The 17,120-nt window shown below is 39.9% G+C and carries 16 protein-coding genes; 15 read left to right on the top strand and 1 reads right to left on the bottom strand.

The features are described 5' to 3' along the window. Positions 1-77: 77 nt before the first annotated feature. A complete protein-coding gene (locus PL9214_RS27130; RefSeq protein WP_072722431.1) occupies positions 78-2,162 on the bottom strand; it encodes an nSTAND1 domain-containing NTPase in 2,085 nt (694 codons plus the stop codon). 225 nt (positions 2,163-2,387) lie between these two features. Between PL9214_RS27130 and PL9214_RS27125 the strand changes: the two genes are divergently transcribed. The 15 genes from PL9214_RS27125 (at position 2,388) to PL9214_RS27055 (ending at position 17,113) form a co-directional block, all read left to right on the top strand. Continuing rightward, positions 2,388-2,663 carry a hypothetical protein gene (locus PL9214_RS27125; protein ID WP_072722430.1) on the top strand — a complete coding sequence of 92 codons (276 nt, stop codon included), beginning with the start codon at positions 2,388-2,390 and terminating at the stop codon, positions 2,661-2,663. 169 nt (positions 2,664-2,832) lie between these two features. Further along, entirely contained in the window at positions 2,833-3,819 is a 987-nt protein-coding gene (locus tag PL9214_RS27120; RefSeq protein WP_083580220.1) for a PEP-CTERM sorting domain-containing protein, read from the top strand. A 69-nt stretch (positions 3,820-3,888) separates the two neighbouring features. Continuing rightward, entirely contained in the window at positions 3,889-4,584 is a 696-nt protein-coding gene (locus tag PL9214_RS27115) for a choice-of-anchor W domain-containing protein (protein ID WP_072722428.1), read from the top strand. A 120-nt stretch (positions 4,585-4,704) separates the two neighbouring features. Further along, the gene (locus tag PL9214_RS27110; protein WP_072722427.1) at positions 4,705-4,908 is read left to right on the top strand and encodes a hypothetical protein; all 204 of its coding nucleotides are present in this window, start codon (positions 4,705-4,707) and stop codon (positions 4,906-4,908) included. Between the two features lie 54 nt (positions 4,909-4,962). Further along, positions 4,963-6,075: a CAP domain-containing protein gene (locus PL9214_RS27105; protein ID WP_072722426.1), complete on the top strand. Its 1,113-nt coding sequence runs from the start codon at positions 4,963-4,965 to the stop codon at positions 6,073-6,075. A gap of 212 nt (positions 6,076-6,287) precedes the next feature. After that, positions 6,288-6,659: a hypothetical protein gene (locus PL9214_RS27100; protein WP_072722425.1), complete on the top strand. Its 372-nt coding sequence runs from the start codon at positions 6,288-6,290 to the stop codon at positions 6,657-6,659. A 38-nt stretch (positions 6,660-6,697) separates the two neighbouring features. Next, positions 6,698-8,266 carry a type IV secretory system conjugative DNA transfer family protein gene (locus PL9214_RS27095; protein ID WP_072722424.1) on the top strand — a complete coding sequence of 523 codons (1,569 nt, stop codon included), beginning with the start codon at positions 6,698-6,700 and terminating at the stop codon, positions 8,264-8,266. Positions 8,267-8,409: 143 nt separating this feature from the next. Continuing rightward, the gene (locus tag PL9214_RS27090; protein WP_072722619.1) at positions 8,410-9,159 is read left to right on the top strand and encodes a hypothetical protein; all 750 of its coding nucleotides are present in this window, start codon (positions 8,410-8,412) and stop codon (positions 9,157-9,159) included. A 13-nt stretch (positions 9,160-9,172) separates the two neighbouring features. Continuing rightward, positions 9,173-10,012 carry a TRAFAC clade GTPase domain-containing protein gene (locus PL9214_RS27085; RefSeq protein WP_072722423.1) on the top strand — a complete coding sequence of 280 codons (840 nt, stop codon included), beginning with the start codon at positions 9,173-9,175 and terminating at the stop codon, positions 10,010-10,012. 6 nt (positions 10,013-10,018) lie between these two features. Continuing rightward, positions 10,019-10,939: a hypothetical protein gene (locus PL9214_RS27080; protein WP_072722422.1), complete on the top strand. Its 921-nt coding sequence runs from the start codon at positions 10,019-10,021 to the stop codon at positions 10,937-10,939. 4 nt (positions 10,940-10,943) lie between these two features. Next, entirely contained in the window at positions 10,944-13,061 is a 2,118-nt protein-coding gene (locus tag PL9214_RS27075) for a hypothetical protein (protein WP_072722421.1), read from the top strand. A gap of 32 nt (positions 13,062-13,093) precedes the next feature. After that, complete coding sequence (locus PL9214_RS27070) at positions 13,094-14,173, top strand: hypothetical protein (RefSeq protein ID WP_072722420.1); 1,080 nt, start codon at positions 13,094-13,096, stop codon at positions 14,171-14,173. Then, the gene (locus PL9214_RS27065; RefSeq protein WP_139295177.1) at positions 14,118-15,407 is read left to right on the top strand and encodes a vWA domain-containing protein; all 1,290 of its coding nucleotides are present in this window, start codon (positions 14,118-14,120) and stop codon (positions 15,405-15,407) included. Before PL9214_RS27070 ends, PL9214_RS27065 begins: the two co-directional genes overlap by 56 nt. Positions 15,408-15,503: 96 nt before the next feature. Further along, positions 15,504-16,184, top strand: coding sequence for a hypothetical protein (locus PL9214_RS27060; RefSeq protein WP_139295176.1), 681 nt, complete (start codon positions 15,504-15,506; stop codon positions 16,182-16,184). A gap of 47 nt (positions 16,185-16,231) precedes the next feature. Continuing rightward, positions 16,232-17,113, top strand: coding sequence for an ARC6/PARC6 family protein (locus PL9214_RS27055; protein WP_072722418.1), 882 nt, complete (start codon positions 16,232-16,234; stop codon positions 17,111-17,113). Positions 17,114-17,120 lie beyond the last annotated feature (7 nt).

Below are 17,120 nucleotides of genomic sequence, written 5' to 3'. Positions count from 1 at the left end.
TTCAACTTCATTCTATAATTTCTAACCCCTACCCCTGAAACCCGACACCCGACACCTACATTTAATCCAAAATCGAATCATTTTCCCATCTGTAAATAGCGACGAGCTTCCCCTTTCCAAATTTCAATTTCCGGCCATTTCCAAGGTTCATGACTGAATCCACCTTCTTCAACTTGGGAATTCAATCCTTCTTCCCAATAAACTAATGCTTGTCGCTTCTTGCCTTGAGCCACCTTAACTTGAGCCAATAACAAATAAGCGGCTGTACAACTTTCATTCAACTCCAAAGCTTCAACTAAAAACTTTTCAGCTTGAGTATAAAGATTTTTGTGAAAATAAGCCCACCCTAAATTTTTGTACAGGCTTGTTAAAATTCCATTATCTTGAACCTCCGGTAAAATTGGCTCAATTAATTCAATTGCAGCTTGATAATTTCCTTCCAAGATTTGTAATCGAGCTAAATTATTGAGAGCCGAATATTTTGCTTTTTTAACTTCAGTTTCCGTTGCCCTTTCATAATGAATTTGGGCTGATTCTAAATCCTGCAACTTTTCATAAGTTGAACCCAAGTTAAAATGAGCCGGAGCTAAATTCGGATGAAACTGAAGCGCCCAACTCAGGTAAAGTTTCGCACTAATCAATTCTCCTTTCATATACTGTTGATACCCAATTTGGTTTAAAAATCTTCCCACTCGCTCATAAGCATTCTTTTTAAAGTCTTTTTCTTCCTCCTGAGTGTGAATTTTTTCTAAACCCAATACTCCTAAACACCCCAGTTCCTCTAAAGATTGGTCAGGGTTATGGGTAATCAAAGTACAAATTGTTTCAATGAGATGCTGTCTCATGTACTGACGAATCATGGGGTTGAGGCTGAATTTAACTTCTTCCAACTCCGAGATTTGTTGTAGAAGCGATCGCCGATGCAAAGACGCTAAGGTATTTAAGAGTTTCGTGCGATCGCCAAACACTTGAACATGGGATTGTAACTGTGTCAGCGACACCGTTTCATCAGACAGCACCAACCTATTCAAAACTTGGATTTCCCCAGCAGACAGTCGCTCAACCTGTTCTCGAAATACTAAATTGAGTAACTCCCCCATCCAACCCAACTTCTGAAAATTGCCATAGAAAAGCTGATGATGTTCAAAAAACCGATCAAGATTGCCATTAAATAACTCCTGAATTTTCTGAGTTACTAACCGCAACAGCAAAGGATTACCCCCACAATCTCGAATTAACTCTATCACCTTCTCATTTTCTACGCTGGCTTTTCCCAGTAATGAATGGAGCAGGGGTTGTCCTTCAGCCTCAGATAACCCGCCAAGTCGCCAAACTTTAACCGGTTGAGTCGTTCCCGCTTGAACTGCAATCTCCAAAGGTTCCTCTCGACTCAAAACCATCAAACAGCTTCTGTGCGCCAATTCCCCCACTTGTCGCAACAATTCCCCATAACTTTCATAACCGGGTCGATAAGTTCCCGCCAGTTCTTGTGGCTGAAATAAACTTTCCAGTTCATCCAACACCACTAAACAGCGAGATCCACGAAAACACTCAACCAAGCGAAAAATTTGTTTTCCTGTTCCTGGGGGAAGTTTAGAAGAACCCGACAAACTTCCAATTAACTCCCCTAACAGTTCCTCCAGAGGTGGAGCATAACGCAAACTGCGCCAAATCACCCGCTCAAAGTCAGAGTGTATTTGTTCAATTAGTTTCACCGCTAAAGCTGTTTTGCCAACTTTCCCCATCCCCACAACTGTGACAACACGAGTGTGGTTGTGAGTAATCCACTGCTGCAATTGCGTTAATTCTTCCGTGCGCCCGAAAAACACAGGTACATCCGGTGCTTCACCCCAGTCAATTTGGCTGTGCTGGCGTGGATGCTTCGCTTCAAGAGTTGGGGTGGTTGGATGGGACTGAAACTCTAAGAGCAGTTGATGTTTCAAGTCCGCCAACTTCCCCGGCCCAGAACCGGAAATTTGAAACTTTTTGTACACCTCCCCCAAGCGCTTTCTAATGGCGATCGCACTCAAGTCAAGCTGAGTGGCGATATCCGTTGTTGAGTAACCCTCCAATGCCAAAGACAACGCTTCAAATTCAGCATCGGACAAACCATGTTCCGCTGCCACTGCTTTTAAGAAATCAAAAGGAATTAGGGAAGTCAATCGAGTTATACAACCTTTACACGAGTTTATTCTTAACATTCTAAGAACATCAATGAAGCCAGAGACACTCAAGGCTTCAAATCGGATCAGAAAAATTCAACTTCAATACCCTTGACAGGTATTATACATTAATATAATATACTTATGTATAAGTTGTAAACCCGTTCAGTTTTCCTAAAAACACGGAAACACAACCTCGTAACCATTACCCAACCTTCTAGGGTCATGCACCAAACCCAGCCGCCGATTCCTCTCCCAGATGGAAATGGCTATCCCCATAGCATCCCCCCATCACCTTCTGAAATCCCAGACGTTTTTGATCGCATTGCCCACATCCTCTTGGAAACTTGGACAGAAACTGGTTTTGGGCATCTAGAAATCGAAAGCGAACGGATTAAGTCCGACAAAATTCGGGTAATTGTTAAAGGTTCAACTTATTATCGTTTTGTGTTGAGCGATCAAGACGTCAAAACCTGGAAAGCTAATTCCTTAAACCCTTGAAATTAGGGCTTTAAAATTCAAGGATTTCATCTAAAACTCGTCATTTTGATGGCTCCATAAATTTCAAATCAAACCTCTGTGACTGCTGATGGGTGTGAGTCTCACAGCACCAGTGAAGTATTGATATTTCCGTCTGTTTGGCAAACTGAGTCTCGAAATTGAGTTGCCAATGTCGGAATCAATTGCTTCTTTATTCCTCAAAAACGACAAGACTCAAAACCTATTCTATTTCAGCCGTGAGGTCACGATTAATATGGCATACAAACCTTTGAAAAATCTGGCTTTGGGTTTAATTTCCGCCAGCGTTAGTTTAATTCCCTTTCTGTCTCCCCAAGCTGCTCGTGCTGCTACGCTGTCAGGAGATTGGAACTACAGCATTGATTCCTTTAACGATAGTATGTCAGGCTATGACGTCGGTAATACCATCTACGAAATGTACGGCATGGCAATGAAGCAAACCGCCGATGAAGTGATTTTTGCCATTAATACCCACTTACCTGCCGGAGGTGTAACCGATGGCTATGCCCAGGATGACCATATTGGATGGGGTGATCTGCTTCTGAATTTTACAGGACAAGCTTTAGACGCTGCCAGTAATGCGGCTCAATTAGTGGGAATTCGCTGGGCGAATAATGATTCAGGAGTCCCTGAACTCGGACTCTATAACAACGTCACCGCCAAAAGCGTTGCTCAAGAAAACGGTTTACTGTTGTGGGATGCCAGTTTACGGGGTTACAACAACTGGATCAGAAGTCATGGCGGCAACCCCACCATCGGTGACTTAGGGGCAGAAGACCCCTATTTTAACCAAAATCACCACATTCAAAACGTCATCGCCTCTGGAAACAAAATTGGTGATGTCAATCTGATCACCGATATTGGCAGTTTAGGATTAAACTTTGCTCAATTTGGAGCCACAGGAACTCAGACTATCGCCTTCAGTGTCGCCCGTTCTTTACTCCCCGATGGTTTGTTCACGGCTCACCTCGCCCCCGAATGTGATAACGATGTAGTCGCTTTAGTCAGTCAACTCAACGCCGTTGAACCCGAACCCGTCCCAGAACCTTCGACTGTTTTACCTCTCCTCGCTCTGGGCTTAGTTTTCGGAGGCTCTCGACTACGACGAGGAAATCGCCCCACCCCCAAACTCGGTTAAATCTGCCCTAGCCTGACCTTTAAACTCACAATAACAAGGTCAGGTGCTTGAAATTTTGGAGTTCATTTCATGCAAATACAAAAATTTCTGGTTCCATTTCTCCTGAGCACCTTCGGTTTAGGATTCAGCACCCCATCCGTAGAAGCTTTTACCCTAAACCATCTCTCCTCCGATAGCGAAATGAATGCTTTAATGCAAGATATTGCCTTTGTTGCAGAAGGAAGAATTGGCGATCGCAGTGCCACTGCCACCCACGAACTGAATTTACACGAATCCGATCCCGGTCATCCTCAAGTCACAGACCAATTTAACTGGCTCTCAGGAGTTGCTCAACCCTTTGAACTCCTTTATGATGCCGTTTCTCACTTAGTTCATTTTACCGTTGGCGATCGCACCCTCACCCAAGTCTATACCGATCCCTTTTCCGACTTCTTTCTTCGCACCCGCGCCACAAAACCCGGAAGTTCGATGCTCCTGAGTAACCTGCAACTTGATGGCATTTCTCTCAATGCTCAATCCCATGCTATTGCTGATACAGGCGGACTCGATATTCTGCGAATTTCTGATGTTATGAATAGTTTTAAACTCACAGGAGAATCTACCATGACTTGGCAAGGCACTCCCCCCGTTCAATCTCAATTAGCCTTCCAAATTAAAGTCGCTCAAGCCACCCCACCGAAAGAAGTTCCTGAACCTAATTTAGCAATTAGCTTATTAATTTTGAGTTTAATGGGAATGACTTCTCAACGTTCATCTTGGCAATAAATCAACCCAAAACAGACAAAATTATCATCCAAAGGAGTGCGGAGTTAAAAGCTTTCCTATTCTGCCTCCTAATTCTTAGACGAATATTGAATTGTTTTAAAAGTTCGAGAAATTCAACAAATGAGCAAAATTTGTGAAGTCATTCAACACAGTCTAAAAATGGGCTACTTAACCCAAGACGCTGAAGAAGAATTGCGACAACTGTTGCAAAATACAAAATATGGAGCATCTGAACTTAATGCCTTTGCTCAGTTACAACACGCTGCCATGCAAGGTCAAGTGCGGCAACAGTCACGGGAAAACTTAGAGTTAACTTTATCCTGAACGGAAAATTTAAACTCTCTAAATATCTTAAACACTAAACCCCAGAGTCTAACTATGAGCTTAATTCCAGATTTTTCCATTAGCGCTTTAGTGGGAAATGATTCCTCAGAAATGATTTCCCTATTTCCAGGGCAGTTATCCGGCTATCCTGGAGGCGTATTAGCCCTCGATGGCAATGATACCGTATTCGGTTCCAGCGATGATGATTTAATTTTAGGCAACACAGGCTTTGATCAATTATCCGGTCGTGAGGGTGCTGATACCTTATTTGGTGGTAAAGATGGAGATCTCCTCAACGGAGAAAATGGCAATGATATTCTATTTGGCAATCTTGAAGCCGATACCATCAATGGTGGTGATGGCTTTGATAGTGTGTTTGGCGGTAAAAGCGATGATGTCCTCAATGGCGAGGGCGGAAACGATACCCTATCGGGAGATTTAGGTGCGGATACCCTCACCGGAGGTAGTGGCAAAGATGTGTTTCTATTGCAACAACAAGGTCAAGGTCGTGACTTCATTACTGATTTTGAACCAGGCATTGATTTAATTCAGTTGCCTAATAATGTTGGGGAAGTGCAAGTGCAGGCTGTGGGTAGCACTCAAACTCGCCTTGTGGTGACTGCAAGCAATGAAGAATTAGCACTCCTTGATGGTATTACTCCATCCCAGTTAAATTCAGGAGATTTTATTGGCCAGGGATTTACATTGCAGCTTGATAATAATCCTCTTAATCCCCCTAATCCCCCTAATCCTCCTAGTCTCCCCAGTTCAGATTTTACACAACAGGTCTTAGAGTTAACCAATAACTTCCGCAGCCAGAATGGTTTACAGCCTCTTACTTTAAATACTCAGTTAAACTCAGCAGCCCAGGAACACAGTGAGGATATGGCACTTGAAGACTTTTTCAGTCACACTGGGTTAGATGGTTCTACTCCCTCAACCCGCGCCCAAGAGCAAGGATACCCCTCTTCCTTTGTTGGTGAAAATATTGGGGCTGGTTATCAGACACCTGAAGAAGTTGTACAAGGATGGATTGATAGCCCAGGACACCGCGCTAACTTGCTAAACCCTGATTATACCGAAATAGGCATTGGCTATTTCTATTTAGCAAATGACACGGGTGTTGAAAATTGGAACTACTATTGGACACAGGTGTTTGGAGCGTAGTGTTCAGAATCCTTGGAAAAATCACCACCCTTTCAAATTAGCTAGGGATGCCATTTTTCTGCCGTTTAAGCAGAGACTTTTGAATGAGAAATTTTTTGAAGATTTTGTCAGCTTTTAGCCGATAATAAAATATAGACATCAGTTTAGATTGCCTGAGAATCAGAAATATCATTTTTTTATCAAGTTCTAACTTGCTTGAAGGATAGAAAGCTATGGAAAAACCAAGAAGAGATTCTCGAAAAACTGAGATTCCAAACTCAGAGAGTAGCATTGATAACAAAAGACAATCGCAAATTGAACAAGACAATGCAGAGCTTGTTAAAGGAGGAAGTCGGTCTACTCAACAAACAGCAGGAACTACACCCAGTCCTTCCTCATCTCCAACAACTGCTCAACAACTGCTCCACGCTCTGAAAACAAAGCCTAATTCTCAATCTGCTTCAGGACAAACGCCAATATCTTCAACTTCTATGGATGACGGCCGAAAAAGGTTGGCGAAATTAAAAGAGCAGTCTACCACTCAGCAAAATTCAGGAACCATACCTGGCTCTTCCCCCTCATCCTCTAGTCCTTCTGCCCATTAGAAGATTAATATTTCCGATGGTTTGGATGAAAGAAAACAATGGAAAGATTTATTTTCGAGATCATCACATCTACCTTCCAAATTTTGGGCTGGCTTGTGGTACAACTGCTCGGACTTTTACTCAAAGGATTAGGTTGGGTAACAGGGGAAAGCTTGAAGTTTGTAGGGACTTCTATCAACCGTAAAAATATTGTTATTCTTGGCCCTGGAGAAGTTCTTAAGCCATTAATTCAATATCGGGAACTTTTTGATTATTCACAAACAGCTTACCCAAAAGAAATTAGCAGTTTAGCGAACAGTCATCACAGCAATGGCGACTTTTGGTTAGGGAGATCTCTGAGATGGAAAGGTAACAAAGCTAATTTAGGGAATGATGTTTGGATTCCTAGCTCTTTTTTACATCAGCACGTTTTAATTGTAGGGCCAACAGGTTCAGGTAAAACCGAGTTATTACTAAAATCGGCTGAGAATCTAATGCAAAATGGAAATTTGATTTGTGTTGATGCCGCTGGATTTTTAACAGATCGGTTAACAACTCTAGCTGCGAAAACTGGATCACAATTACTCTGTTGGGATTTAAGTTCGGCTCGAAAACGAGTGGTCTGGAACTTTTTAGAGGAACTAGAAAAATTTGGGAGTGAAAGAGAAATTCGAGCGATCGCTGAAGCGATTTATGGTAATTTTGGAGAAACGGATCACAATGCTGCTTTTTGGAAACGAGATATTCTATGGCTTACTGCTTTTCTCGGTTTAGTTGTAGAAGCTAGACGGCAAAATGTGATTAAATTTGATCCCAGTTATTTATCAGAATTAATCATGGATAGGGATGGGGTACAAGCTTTATTAAATCATATCCCCCAAGCTAATCAATGGGCTTCTGATCTCTGTTCCTATCTTACCCTTCCTGATGATCGGTTTGGGTTAGATATTAGCTTTTTACAAAATAAATTGAGTCCTTTTAAAGATCCCCATGTTAAGTCTATTTGTGATGGAAAGACTGGAATTTATTTACTTCCTGCTTTAAATGGAACCTCTAAACATACCCTGGTTATTGGTCAATCCTTAGCTGATGGAAAGTTTGGTTCTTCCTTAGCAGGTGTAATGATTAGTTATGTAATGAATGTGATGTATCGTCGGATGAGAAATCCCAACCATAATTGGACTCCGACTTATATTATTTGTGATGAAGCTCCACGATTAAAAAATATTGATTATGAAGAATTGACTGCTATTGGCCGAAATGCTAAAGCTGGAGTTTTTATCATGTGTCAATCTATCGATCAATTTAATGAAAAAACAATGGCCGCACTGAATAACTGTCGCACCCAAATTTTTTTACAAAATGTCAGTTATAAAACGGCTGAATGGTTAAGTCAACAACTCGGTGAATATCAAAGGCAGGTGATGAGTATGTCAACACAGGGAGTTTTGGGGTTCAGTCCTAAGAACCAACGCAACATCGGTTATGAACGAGTTCCGGTTTTAGGCGTTCGGGAAATTAGTAATCGTCCCTATTCAGCGTTACCCAGTGGACGTAGTGCTTTAGTTCGAGTGAGTGCGTCCCAAACCCCTAGTGATAAACCGTTTTTAACTGATTATTCAACATAAATGAGGAGGGATAAAAAAATGTTGTGAATTATTGTAACGAAATCTCAAGATTGGCGTAAAATTCCAAGGCTTCAATTAATAGATAACAAGAAGCCCTAATTAGCCAGAGTGTAGTCCAGACTTGAAAACCAGAGGTAATGTTAGTGGGAGTTATTTACATTGGCGATCGCGAAACGGGCAAAACATCCTTAGCAATGGAGTTAGCTCATCCTAGTGGCAATTATGTCAAAGTGATCAGTCCAGACTATGAATATCTGAAAGGATTCCTATTTGATCACGAACATCAACGAACAAGGGCAACTGATGCTGAACAAGCCAGTTATGAAAGGACTTTAGAAATACAAGTCACTCTCCCAACGGGTTCTAAGCAAATTTCTTTGGACTGGATCGATACTCCGGGTGAAATCTGGCGCAAAACTTGGCAATCTAAAAATTCTGATCAGTGGAAGACATTTTTAGAAAATTTGCGCCAAAGTGAGGGGATTTTATTAATTGTTCCTCCCTATCGAGAATTGATTAAACCAGGTTATGATCCTGACCTCTTTATTACCCAAGAACAATGGTGTAATCGGTTTAATCGATGGGTTGATTTCTTCCATCAAGATTGTCCCAAAATTCGCCATTTAGCTCTTTGTTTAAATAAAGCAGATTTGTTTTGTGATTTGCAAAAAGAAGCAAGCCAACTGGCTTATATTCCTAACCGTTCTCGAATGAACTGGCAGCAACGACATGATTATATTTTTCAAAAATATTTTAAACCGATTCAAAGCCAAATCAAAGAAATTAATAAAAAAGTTTCGGGGTTAGCGGTCAGATGCTTTATTACCAGCATTCAAAATCGAGATTTATTAGAACTTCCTTGGATTTACTTTGGAAGCTTTTTAGCTAAATAAAAGGAGAGTGAAAATGGGCAACATTTGCATTATTGGGCCACGAGCTTCGGGAAAGACAACCTATTTAGCCGCTTTAGCTTATAAAAAGCGACTGAGTAGTAAATCAAAAAACTTTAACCTGCAACCTCTAAATGATGATTCTAGGGCAATTGCCGATAAAGCAGAAAATATTATCTGTCAAGGAGAATCTGTAGAACCCACCGTGATTGGGGATGCAATTCAATCCGTTTATAATTTGCCCATTTATTCTTTTAATATTGAAATCAAAAAGAATATCTTCAGTAAAACAGAATCGTTTCACTTGAATGTGCGAGATTACCCAGGGGAAGTGTTTGAAAAAATTGCTGAACCTAAACAAGAAAAAATTGCTGAACCTAACCAATCGGATTCTATTCATGAAGAATTCATTAAGGAATGCTTGATGAAAGATATTGTAGGTTGTTTAATTTTATTACCGGAATGGAAAAAGGGAACTGATAATTTTTATAATCGGGTAATGAATCGATTTATTGACCTCATGGATGTTAATGATCGGCTCAACGATTTAAAATTAGCAATTGCCATGAGTAAGTGTGAACGAGGAGAGCTTTGGCCAGGAAGAATTGAACCTGAAATTGATTTGTTTGGAGTTCATTTACCGAATACTAAAGCGACTTTAAAAGAAAGAATTCATTCTAAAAATTTAAGGTTTTATGCAATATCAACCTTTGGAGTTCTCCGAAGAACTGATCCTCGCCCCAACCGAGTTGATGAACAGGGGAAAGACGGCAAAGCTTCTGTTTTAAGGGAGGCTTCCCATTGGCATCCTTATAACATGATTGACCCTCTGTATTGGCTGAGTAAAAAAGGATAGAAAATCATGCTAGATTGGCTCAAAACAAATCCGAAAAAAGGTTCAACGGAACCCCAATCGATTGATAAAGATGCGGTGTTACGGGTGATAGGTGATCGCGGTTCTGGCAAAACAGCTTATATGGCTTCTTTAGCCTATTGGCCAAATGCTGATCCCAATAGTCCAGTACAAAGTGTGATTCCGGTTGGAGAGGCGGGAAATGAACTGATTACCAAAGCTCAAAACATTTTAGAACAGGGGTTAGAACTAGAACCCACTGACTTAAATGCAATGGCGCAAGAGGTAAAAGACTACACATTAAGTATTGTTTTGAAAGGTCAATTTTCGTGGAAAGATGCGAAAGCAACCTTGCGATCGCAACTGGTTAAGCTTAATATTAGTTGTAAAGATTATGCGGGGGAATTTTTCAGCGATTTACTGTATAAAACCGGAAATTCTCAACTAGAAGATTACCTAGAAGATTGTTTACAAGCATCAGGGATAATGTTTCTGGTGGATGGTACAACCCATCGGAAAGATGTTGAATATGCCAATGGCTTAGATAAGTTTTTGATGGCATTAGATCGGACAGATATTGGCATGAGTAAGCGACGAATTGCCTTTGTTATGTCTAAATGTGAACAATCAGAATTGTGGGTAAATCGCCATAAACCTAGAGAGTTAGCAATTATGCGATTTCCGCAAGTTCATCGAAAATTACAAGCTTGGGAAAATATGGGAGGAGGTCAAGTCGATTATTTTACAACTTCTGCCTTTGGAATGTTAGGAACTCGATTTCCTGAACCCAATTCTAAACGGTTAACCCGCGATCGCGATGGCACAACTTCTATTATTAAAGATCCGAAACGGTGGCGACCTTTCGGTTTAGTTGCTCCCATTTATTGGCTCTGCACAGGCGATCGTCACAAAGACTTAGATAAGGATTAAAATTATGAATCCATCAGTGATTGAAATTCACGAATTTAGCACCGGAATTCAAGTTGAAAGAGTTGGCACGGGTTGGGTTTCGCGGGGGTTTACAGGGGAATATATGAATAGAACCCTTGCTCAAATTCCTGTGGCAGTTCAAAGAGCGATTACTAACCGAGAATTTGCTGTTGCAGAGGGAGCTTCTAGTGATGAACCTGCTGTTATTGGTCGTGAAATATCGGACAATGGTGAGGAATGGTCAGTAATTGCTGTTGTTACAAAAGGTCGAGATGATCGGGGACGGGGTGCTTCGATGTATCGCTATTTTTTGTGTAAAGAAATTGGCAATCTGGGGAATATTTTAGCTTGGATTATTAATCAACGCCCCTTTCCGGTTTTTAATCCCTATGATGCTAAAACGATTGACAGTCCAACTGTTTATCCAAAAACAGGTTCATCCCCTATCAATTTACGGGATGAGTTTAAATTGTTACTTGATAATCCTATACCGATTATTATTCCTTGGCAGCAACCCTGCGCGCCTCTAATTTTAAATGAAATGGCAAGACAAATTGCAGGAAATCAACCCATTTCTTGGGCGTTTAAAGTGGAAGCGTTAGAACAACCGACACGGTTTCAAGTAATTCAACCTGCCAGTGAAAAAGCTGAACAACTGTTACAACGAATCACTGCTATTACACCCCAATATACCGTTAATGTTTCTGGGGAACAGTCGATTAAGTCTGCAATTAAAGGGTTGAGTAGTCGAGAACAGGTCAAGATTGAGCAGATTCTCATTTTAGAGAATGCTTTGAATGATCCCCAAATTAATGAGAATTACTGGAAATCTTTATTTGACAGTCAAGGGGCGGCTCAAGGGCGATCTCAAGGAATTTATAGTCCCCAAATGGTGAGGCTTTTAACCCTGCAAGCCATTTTAATTCCAGAGATGTTATCGGACTATTTAATTTGGATGTCTAAGCGGGGTAAACAGGATGATCATTATCAAACTTCTGAGAATTTCCAAACTGAAATTATCAATGCTCTCAGACAAGTTTCTAATCAAACTCCAAGATTAATTAACAATCTAGTTGAGGGGGTCAAAATCCTAATTCCTAGCTTACTTGAACATCCTGAACAAGTCGAGGTTGCTGTCTGGTTATTACAACTACCGAATGGACTTTGGAAGAAGTATTATGACGAAAAATTTATTCCTGAGCTAGAGCGTGATTTGAAATTAATGCTCCGAACAAAGGGAAAAAATAATTTATCTTTTGAACATAACATTCATCCTAGATGGAAACCAATTTTAGAACAGTTAAGCATTTTCTGGAAAAATGATTATACACCTAAAATAGAATACTACAAACCGTTAGCTGACTTATTTCAAAAGTTAGAAAAACCACCAGAATTAGCTGCATTTTTTTCTTATGTTGCTTATGGAAAAGGTAAAATTTCTAAAAAAATAATTTCTAACTTGCCTAAACAAAATGGAGGTAATCCTAATTTTTATGGGATTCAATTAAAAAGGAAAGTAACTAAAAGAGAAAAATTGTTTTTGGCTTTCAAAAAAACTTTACTTATAAACATTAAATGTGGGGAATTTCCTATGCAAGTACCAGTTTGGTCGGTTTTAGTTATTTTATTTATATTTACAGGATTGGGTTTTCGTGCAGGGTTAACGGTTGGTCTAGCAAAGGCTGATAAACAACCAGAAACAGTAAGTGTTAAACCTTCACCTACTCCTACGCCTCCGTCTAGTAATCCCATAGAGAAAAAAGATAACCCAACAAATCCACCTAATCCCCCTAGCCCTTCAGCTACTCAATCTAATAAACCTCCAGCAGGTTTAGATGAGACTAAGGCAGTCAATGTATTCGATCAGAGGACAAAATTAGCAATTGAAGACCTTATTAAAAAGGCTGATGGAAGTGTCAATAAGCAAGATGAACAGAAAATTATGCAGATTCTAGGTTTAAAAAATACAAATTCTGATTCTATAACAAATCTTGACCCTCAAAAAAAGAAAACGTGGGTTAATGCTATATATACATATCAAAAAAACAATGGCTTACTAGCCGATGGAATTATTGATAAAGACGGTGACACTGCGAATAAAATAAAAGCACAATTAAAATAATTAATGCAGAGTAAATCACAAATAAAAGGACAATGAGAGCTTACTTTTACATCCTAGCTGGAATTACCTCCGCCTTAATTGGCTGGAATATCGGTCAAATCTTTTTAACCGATTTAGGAGTGCTGAAACAGTTTCCTGAAGTTGTGTTATTTCCTTGCATTGCCTCCTCTTTGGCTATTGGAATGGTCTTAACAGAAGTTTTAATTAGTAGTCCCACTCGACCAAAATTAAGCTTGCAAATTGCCGTGATTCCTGTTATGATTGCTATGGGATTCGGAATCTTGTCTGGTTTAGTTACGGGCGGAATTTCTCAAATTGTTCTACTGCCTCAGATTCGCTTTGATACTCGAATTTTGAGAATCGTTTGTTGGCTGCTAATTGGCAGTTCTATTGGTCTAGCTGAGGGCATCACTTGGCGATGGCATAGCATAGAAGCAGGCGATCGCAAACGCTACCGAAAACGGTTATTAACCAGTTTAACGGGTAGTATCATTGCCAGTTTATCCGCAGCACTCATTTTTGAAATTTTGCGACAAATTGGCGCTTTTCCCCCCGCTTTTAAAGGCATTGAAGATCCTGTTGGGTTTTCTATTCTGGGAATGTTGCTTGGTTTTGTATTTAGTATTTCCACTTCTCCAAGCTACATGGCAGCCCTGAGAGCCGGAGCCGGATTTGAATACACCGGGCCAAAATATGAAGATTTTGATCCCAACGCAAATACTAACAGTAAATCCTATCCTGGGATTGATACTTCCCAACTGAAATTTGTCAGCGATAGCGAAGCCGATGAAATTGAAGAAGGGTTATCGATTCAATTACCCACTCAGGGTAAAATTAGAATCGGATCATCTGAAAAAGCGAATATTCGTATCCCTGGTTTACCTCTGCACGCAGCCGATTTAGAAATTAAAACCCGTGAAGCGGTTTTAGTTCCTAACCCCAAGTTTTATCACACCATCGAAGTTAATGGAGATCGTCTAGGATCTCGTCGTGAAATTCATTTACGGCATAACTATTTGCTGACTTTTTATCCACTAGACCAGAACACCTCTAACGATGAAAAAATCTATCGATTTGTCTACTACAATCGGTTTCTGGATACGCAGGCTTAGTGTATCTATTCTACTAGCAGGTTACTTTAGTAGTCCCAGTTTAGCCCAGGTTAAAACCGTTGAAATTATTGATAACCCACTTGTTAATGAGGATCGGGTTACGGTTCGGATTAAAGTTAAAGATGCCAATGACAAACCGGAAGTTTTTCTGCAAGATACGAATTTTCAATTAACGGTTGATAATAAACCCTTAGAATTTCGCAGTAAAGATTGGAAAAGCCCCGAAGATACGATTCCGCCTCCGGCTTGGATTATTGTTTTGTTGGACTATAGCGGTAGTATGAACCAACAAGATAGTCGAGGAACAACTCGACTTGACGGAGCGATTAATGCGGTTCGAGAATTTACAAATGCTCTAGCAGAACGCTGTCCTAAAAATCAAGTCTGTCCCAAACCACAAGTGTCTATTGTTCCCTTTGGCGATCCTGGCTCTGCTTGTGAAAAAGGTTATCCGGTCAGAGAAAAAAACCTAGATAAATTTTTTCCAGCCGGAGATTACAAACTCAGTAACTATCTGGATCTTTTAGCCAGTGAAACACCTTGCGCTTCGACGAATATTTATGAACCGTTGAGTCGTGCCATTCGATTTTTAGCCAATGATGCCGATCCGCGTTTTACAATTCCTGAAGATCCTAATCAACCTCAACCTAGACTATCTGTTATTCTCTTATCTGATGGCTATCATAACAAAGCCAATGAAGAACAAGACTTTGAAAATCTCAGAGCTTTATTAAAGCGGAATGAGCAGATTATTGTTCATACTTTGGGTTATGGTTTAACACCGGAACAACTGGGTCAGAAATATGGCTTAGGACGGGCTGCAACTCGTAGGGATATTGGAAAAGGAGATAAAAAAGTTCCAGAAGAAGAATTTGTTGATCAAGCCCGTTTAGCAGAAATTGCTCAAATTACTGGAGGCGTTTCTGAGTTTTCTGCCGATGCTCAAACGGTTGCAGAAAAACTGAAGTTATTTCTAAATGCTCTGCTAGGAGAATATCAAATTACCTACAGTGAACCCAATGCAGAACGAGGTTCTAAACATGATGTAAAAGTTACGGTTCAATCTGTAGAATCTGAACCTAAAGGTTATACTATCACAGCATTTGGGCGATCGCTTCCCTTACCGACTCGCCTGATCATGTTATTGGTAATTTTTATAGTTTTAATTGGAGGTGGCGTTGTTCCGTTTTGGTTATGGGCTGAACATTTAAAACGAGAAGCCTTTGAAGGTTAGGAGAAATTCATGAAAAGAATATTTTTCTATTTATTCTCTTTAATTCTATCAAGTTGTGATTCTCCACTCTTTAGCCAAATTCAGGCACAAACAACTATGAAGGAATGTCCTCAAACACCAAATGAAACATTAATTCCTGAAAATGTGAAAACCATTTCAATTGAGGGTCAGCAGATAAAAGAATCGGGAATCGTTCAAACAGGTCGAGCCGTAGGCTATAGCTTTATCGGAAAAAAAAATCAACAACTTCGTTATCAAACAACGGAAGGAATTTGTATGTGGATTTATAGCCCAGACAATGAAGTAATTACCAGTACAAGCTTACCTCAAGATGGTAAATATACTGTACAAATTACTACGCTTCAAGGTTCCAAAACCTTTGATATAGAAATCGGTTTAGATGTTAAATCGGCTTCTGCTTCTGTTCCGCCTCCTCAACCTGTACCTGTTCAGTCAACTCCAATTCCTTCCTCTTATTCTTTCTCTAAATCAGATTTTCCTCAAGTGTCCTGTGGTGATTCTCGACCCAATGATCCGAATGCCTATCCAGTTCGATTTTATCCTGTAAAAATTCCCTATAGTGAAGCAAATCTCAGTAAAGCCCGTGCTTTATTCTGCACAGATGCTTTAAAAAGAAGCAATAAAAAAACTAACATTGCTTGGATTCAAGTTGCTTCCTTTACGGATTCACAACGAGCTAAAGCTTTCGCAAAATTTGTAGGAACAGAAATTAATGGAGCTATAGTCGGTGAACCTAATTTATTAGAACTTAAGTAATTTTAGGATGAACTCTTTACTTCTATTCTATTTAGTGTTTTAAAGCCATGAAAAAACTCCCTATCTCAGTTTTATTATTTGCAATCGTTGGATGTAATAATCCTTCTATTTCTCAAACTCCTAATTCTATCTCCGGTGATTGTCCTGAACAACCCTCTGTTTCCTTAGAAGAAAAAGATGTTAAACCGATTACATTAACAACTTCAGGAACAACCCAAGAATCAGGTCAAGTCAAATCTGGTAAATCTCTGGGATATACTTTTGAAGGTCAAGCAGGTCAAAAACTAAGTTATCAAACTAAAGATGATATTTGTATTTGGATTTTTACACAAGATTTAACTCTTTTAGAGGGGGTTGAACTACCCAAAAATGGAAAATATACCATTCAAGTTGCTGCACTCAAAGGCGCTACAACATTTAATTTAGAGATGAGTTTAGGAGCCTTACAAGCTGCCTCTACTCCTTCTCCTGTTAACCCAACTTCATCTCCGACCAGTGTTCCTCAACCTTCTGTTTCATCAAGTTCTAGTAGTAGTGGATTAAGTCAGAATCAAGCTGCTCAATTAGTTGGAAATTGGTTAGGTTCTAAATCTAAAATCTTTGCTCCCCCCTTTAATCGGCAATTAGTTAATCAATACACGACAGGGCCACTTTATACAGATATTACTAAACCCGATGGTTCAATTGATTGGTTAGAAAAAAATAATTCTCGTTACGATTACAAAGATGCTCGTGTTACTGAAGTTATCTCTTTTTCTGATTCAGGAAGTCAACCGTCCCTCACTGTTCGTATATATGAAGATCGAACACTTTATGGCCCTAATGGGATTGATTATAACGTATCAGGTTCATCAACCCGGAATTATACTTATTTCTTCTCACAAGAAAATGGAAATTGGAAAATTTACGACTATAAAAGAGCAGAATAATGCCTAA

This window comes from Planktothrix tepida PCC 9214, from assembly GCF_900009145.1.
GTDB classification, from domain to species: Bacteria; Cyanobacteriota; Cyanobacteriia; order Cyanobacteriales; family Microcoleaceae; genus Planktothrix; species Planktothrix tepida.
The sequence above is the reverse complement of the archived record's forward strand: the minus strand, read 5'-3'. Positions and strand labels throughout refer to the sequence as shown.

What these genes read in the sequence shown, in the direction of transcription:
- PL9214_RS27125 (WP_072722430.1), top strand. Translation starts at nt 2,388, where the DNA reads ATGCACCAAACCCAGCCGCCGATTCCTCTCCCAGATGGAAATGGCTAT.
- PL9214_RS27120 (WP_083580220.1), top strand. Translation starts at nt 2,833, where the DNA reads ATGTCGGAATCAATTGCTTCTTTATTCCTCAAAAACGACAAGACTCAA.
- PL9214_RS27115 (WP_072722428.1), top strand. Translation starts at nt 3,889, where the DNA reads ATGCAAATACAAAAATTTCTGGTTCCATTTCTCCTGAGCACCTTCGGT.
- PL9214_RS27110 (WP_072722427.1), top strand. Translation starts at nt 4,705, where the DNA reads ATGAGCAAAATTTGTGAAGTCATTCAACACAGTCTAAAAATGGGCTAC.
- PL9214_RS27105 (WP_072722426.1), top strand. Translation starts at nt 4,963, where the DNA reads ATGAGCTTAATTCCAGATTTTTCCATTAGCGCTTTAGTGGGAAATGAT.
- PL9214_RS27100 (WP_072722425.1), top strand. Translation starts at nt 6,288, where the DNA reads ATGGAAAAACCAAGAAGAGATTCTCGAAAAACTGAGATTCCAAACTCA.
- PL9214_RS27095 (WP_072722424.1), top strand. Translation starts at nt 6,698, where the DNA reads ATGGAAAGATTTATTTTCGAGATCATCACATCTACCTTCCAAATTTTG.
- PL9214_RS27085 (WP_072722423.1), top strand. Translation starts at nt 9,173, where the DNA reads ATGGGCAACATTTGCATTATTGGGCCACGAGCTTCGGGAAAGACAACC.
- PL9214_RS27080 (WP_072722422.1), top strand. Translation starts at nt 10,019, where the DNA reads ATGCTAGATTGGCTCAAAACAAATCCGAAAAAAGGTTCAACGGAACCC.
- PL9214_RS27075 (WP_072722421.1), top strand. Translation starts at nt 10,944, where the DNA reads ATGAATCCATCAGTGATTGAAATTCACGAATTTAGCACCGGAATTCAA.
- PL9214_RS27070 (WP_072722420.1), top strand. Translation starts at nt 13,094, where the DNA reads ATGAGAGCTTACTTTTACATCCTAGCTGGAATTACCTCCGCCTTAATT.
- PL9214_RS27065 (WP_139295177.1), top strand. Translation starts at nt 14,118, where the DNA reads ATGAAAAAATCTATCGATTTGTCTACTACAATCGGTTTCTGGATACGC.
- PL9214_RS27060 (WP_139295176.1), top strand. Translation starts at nt 15,504, where the DNA reads ATGAAGGAATGTCCTCAAACACCAAATGAAACATTAATTCCTGAAAAT.
- PL9214_RS27055 (WP_072722418.1), top strand. Translation starts at nt 16,232, where the DNA reads ATGAAAAAACTCCCTATCTCAGTTTTATTATTTGCAATCGTTGGATGT.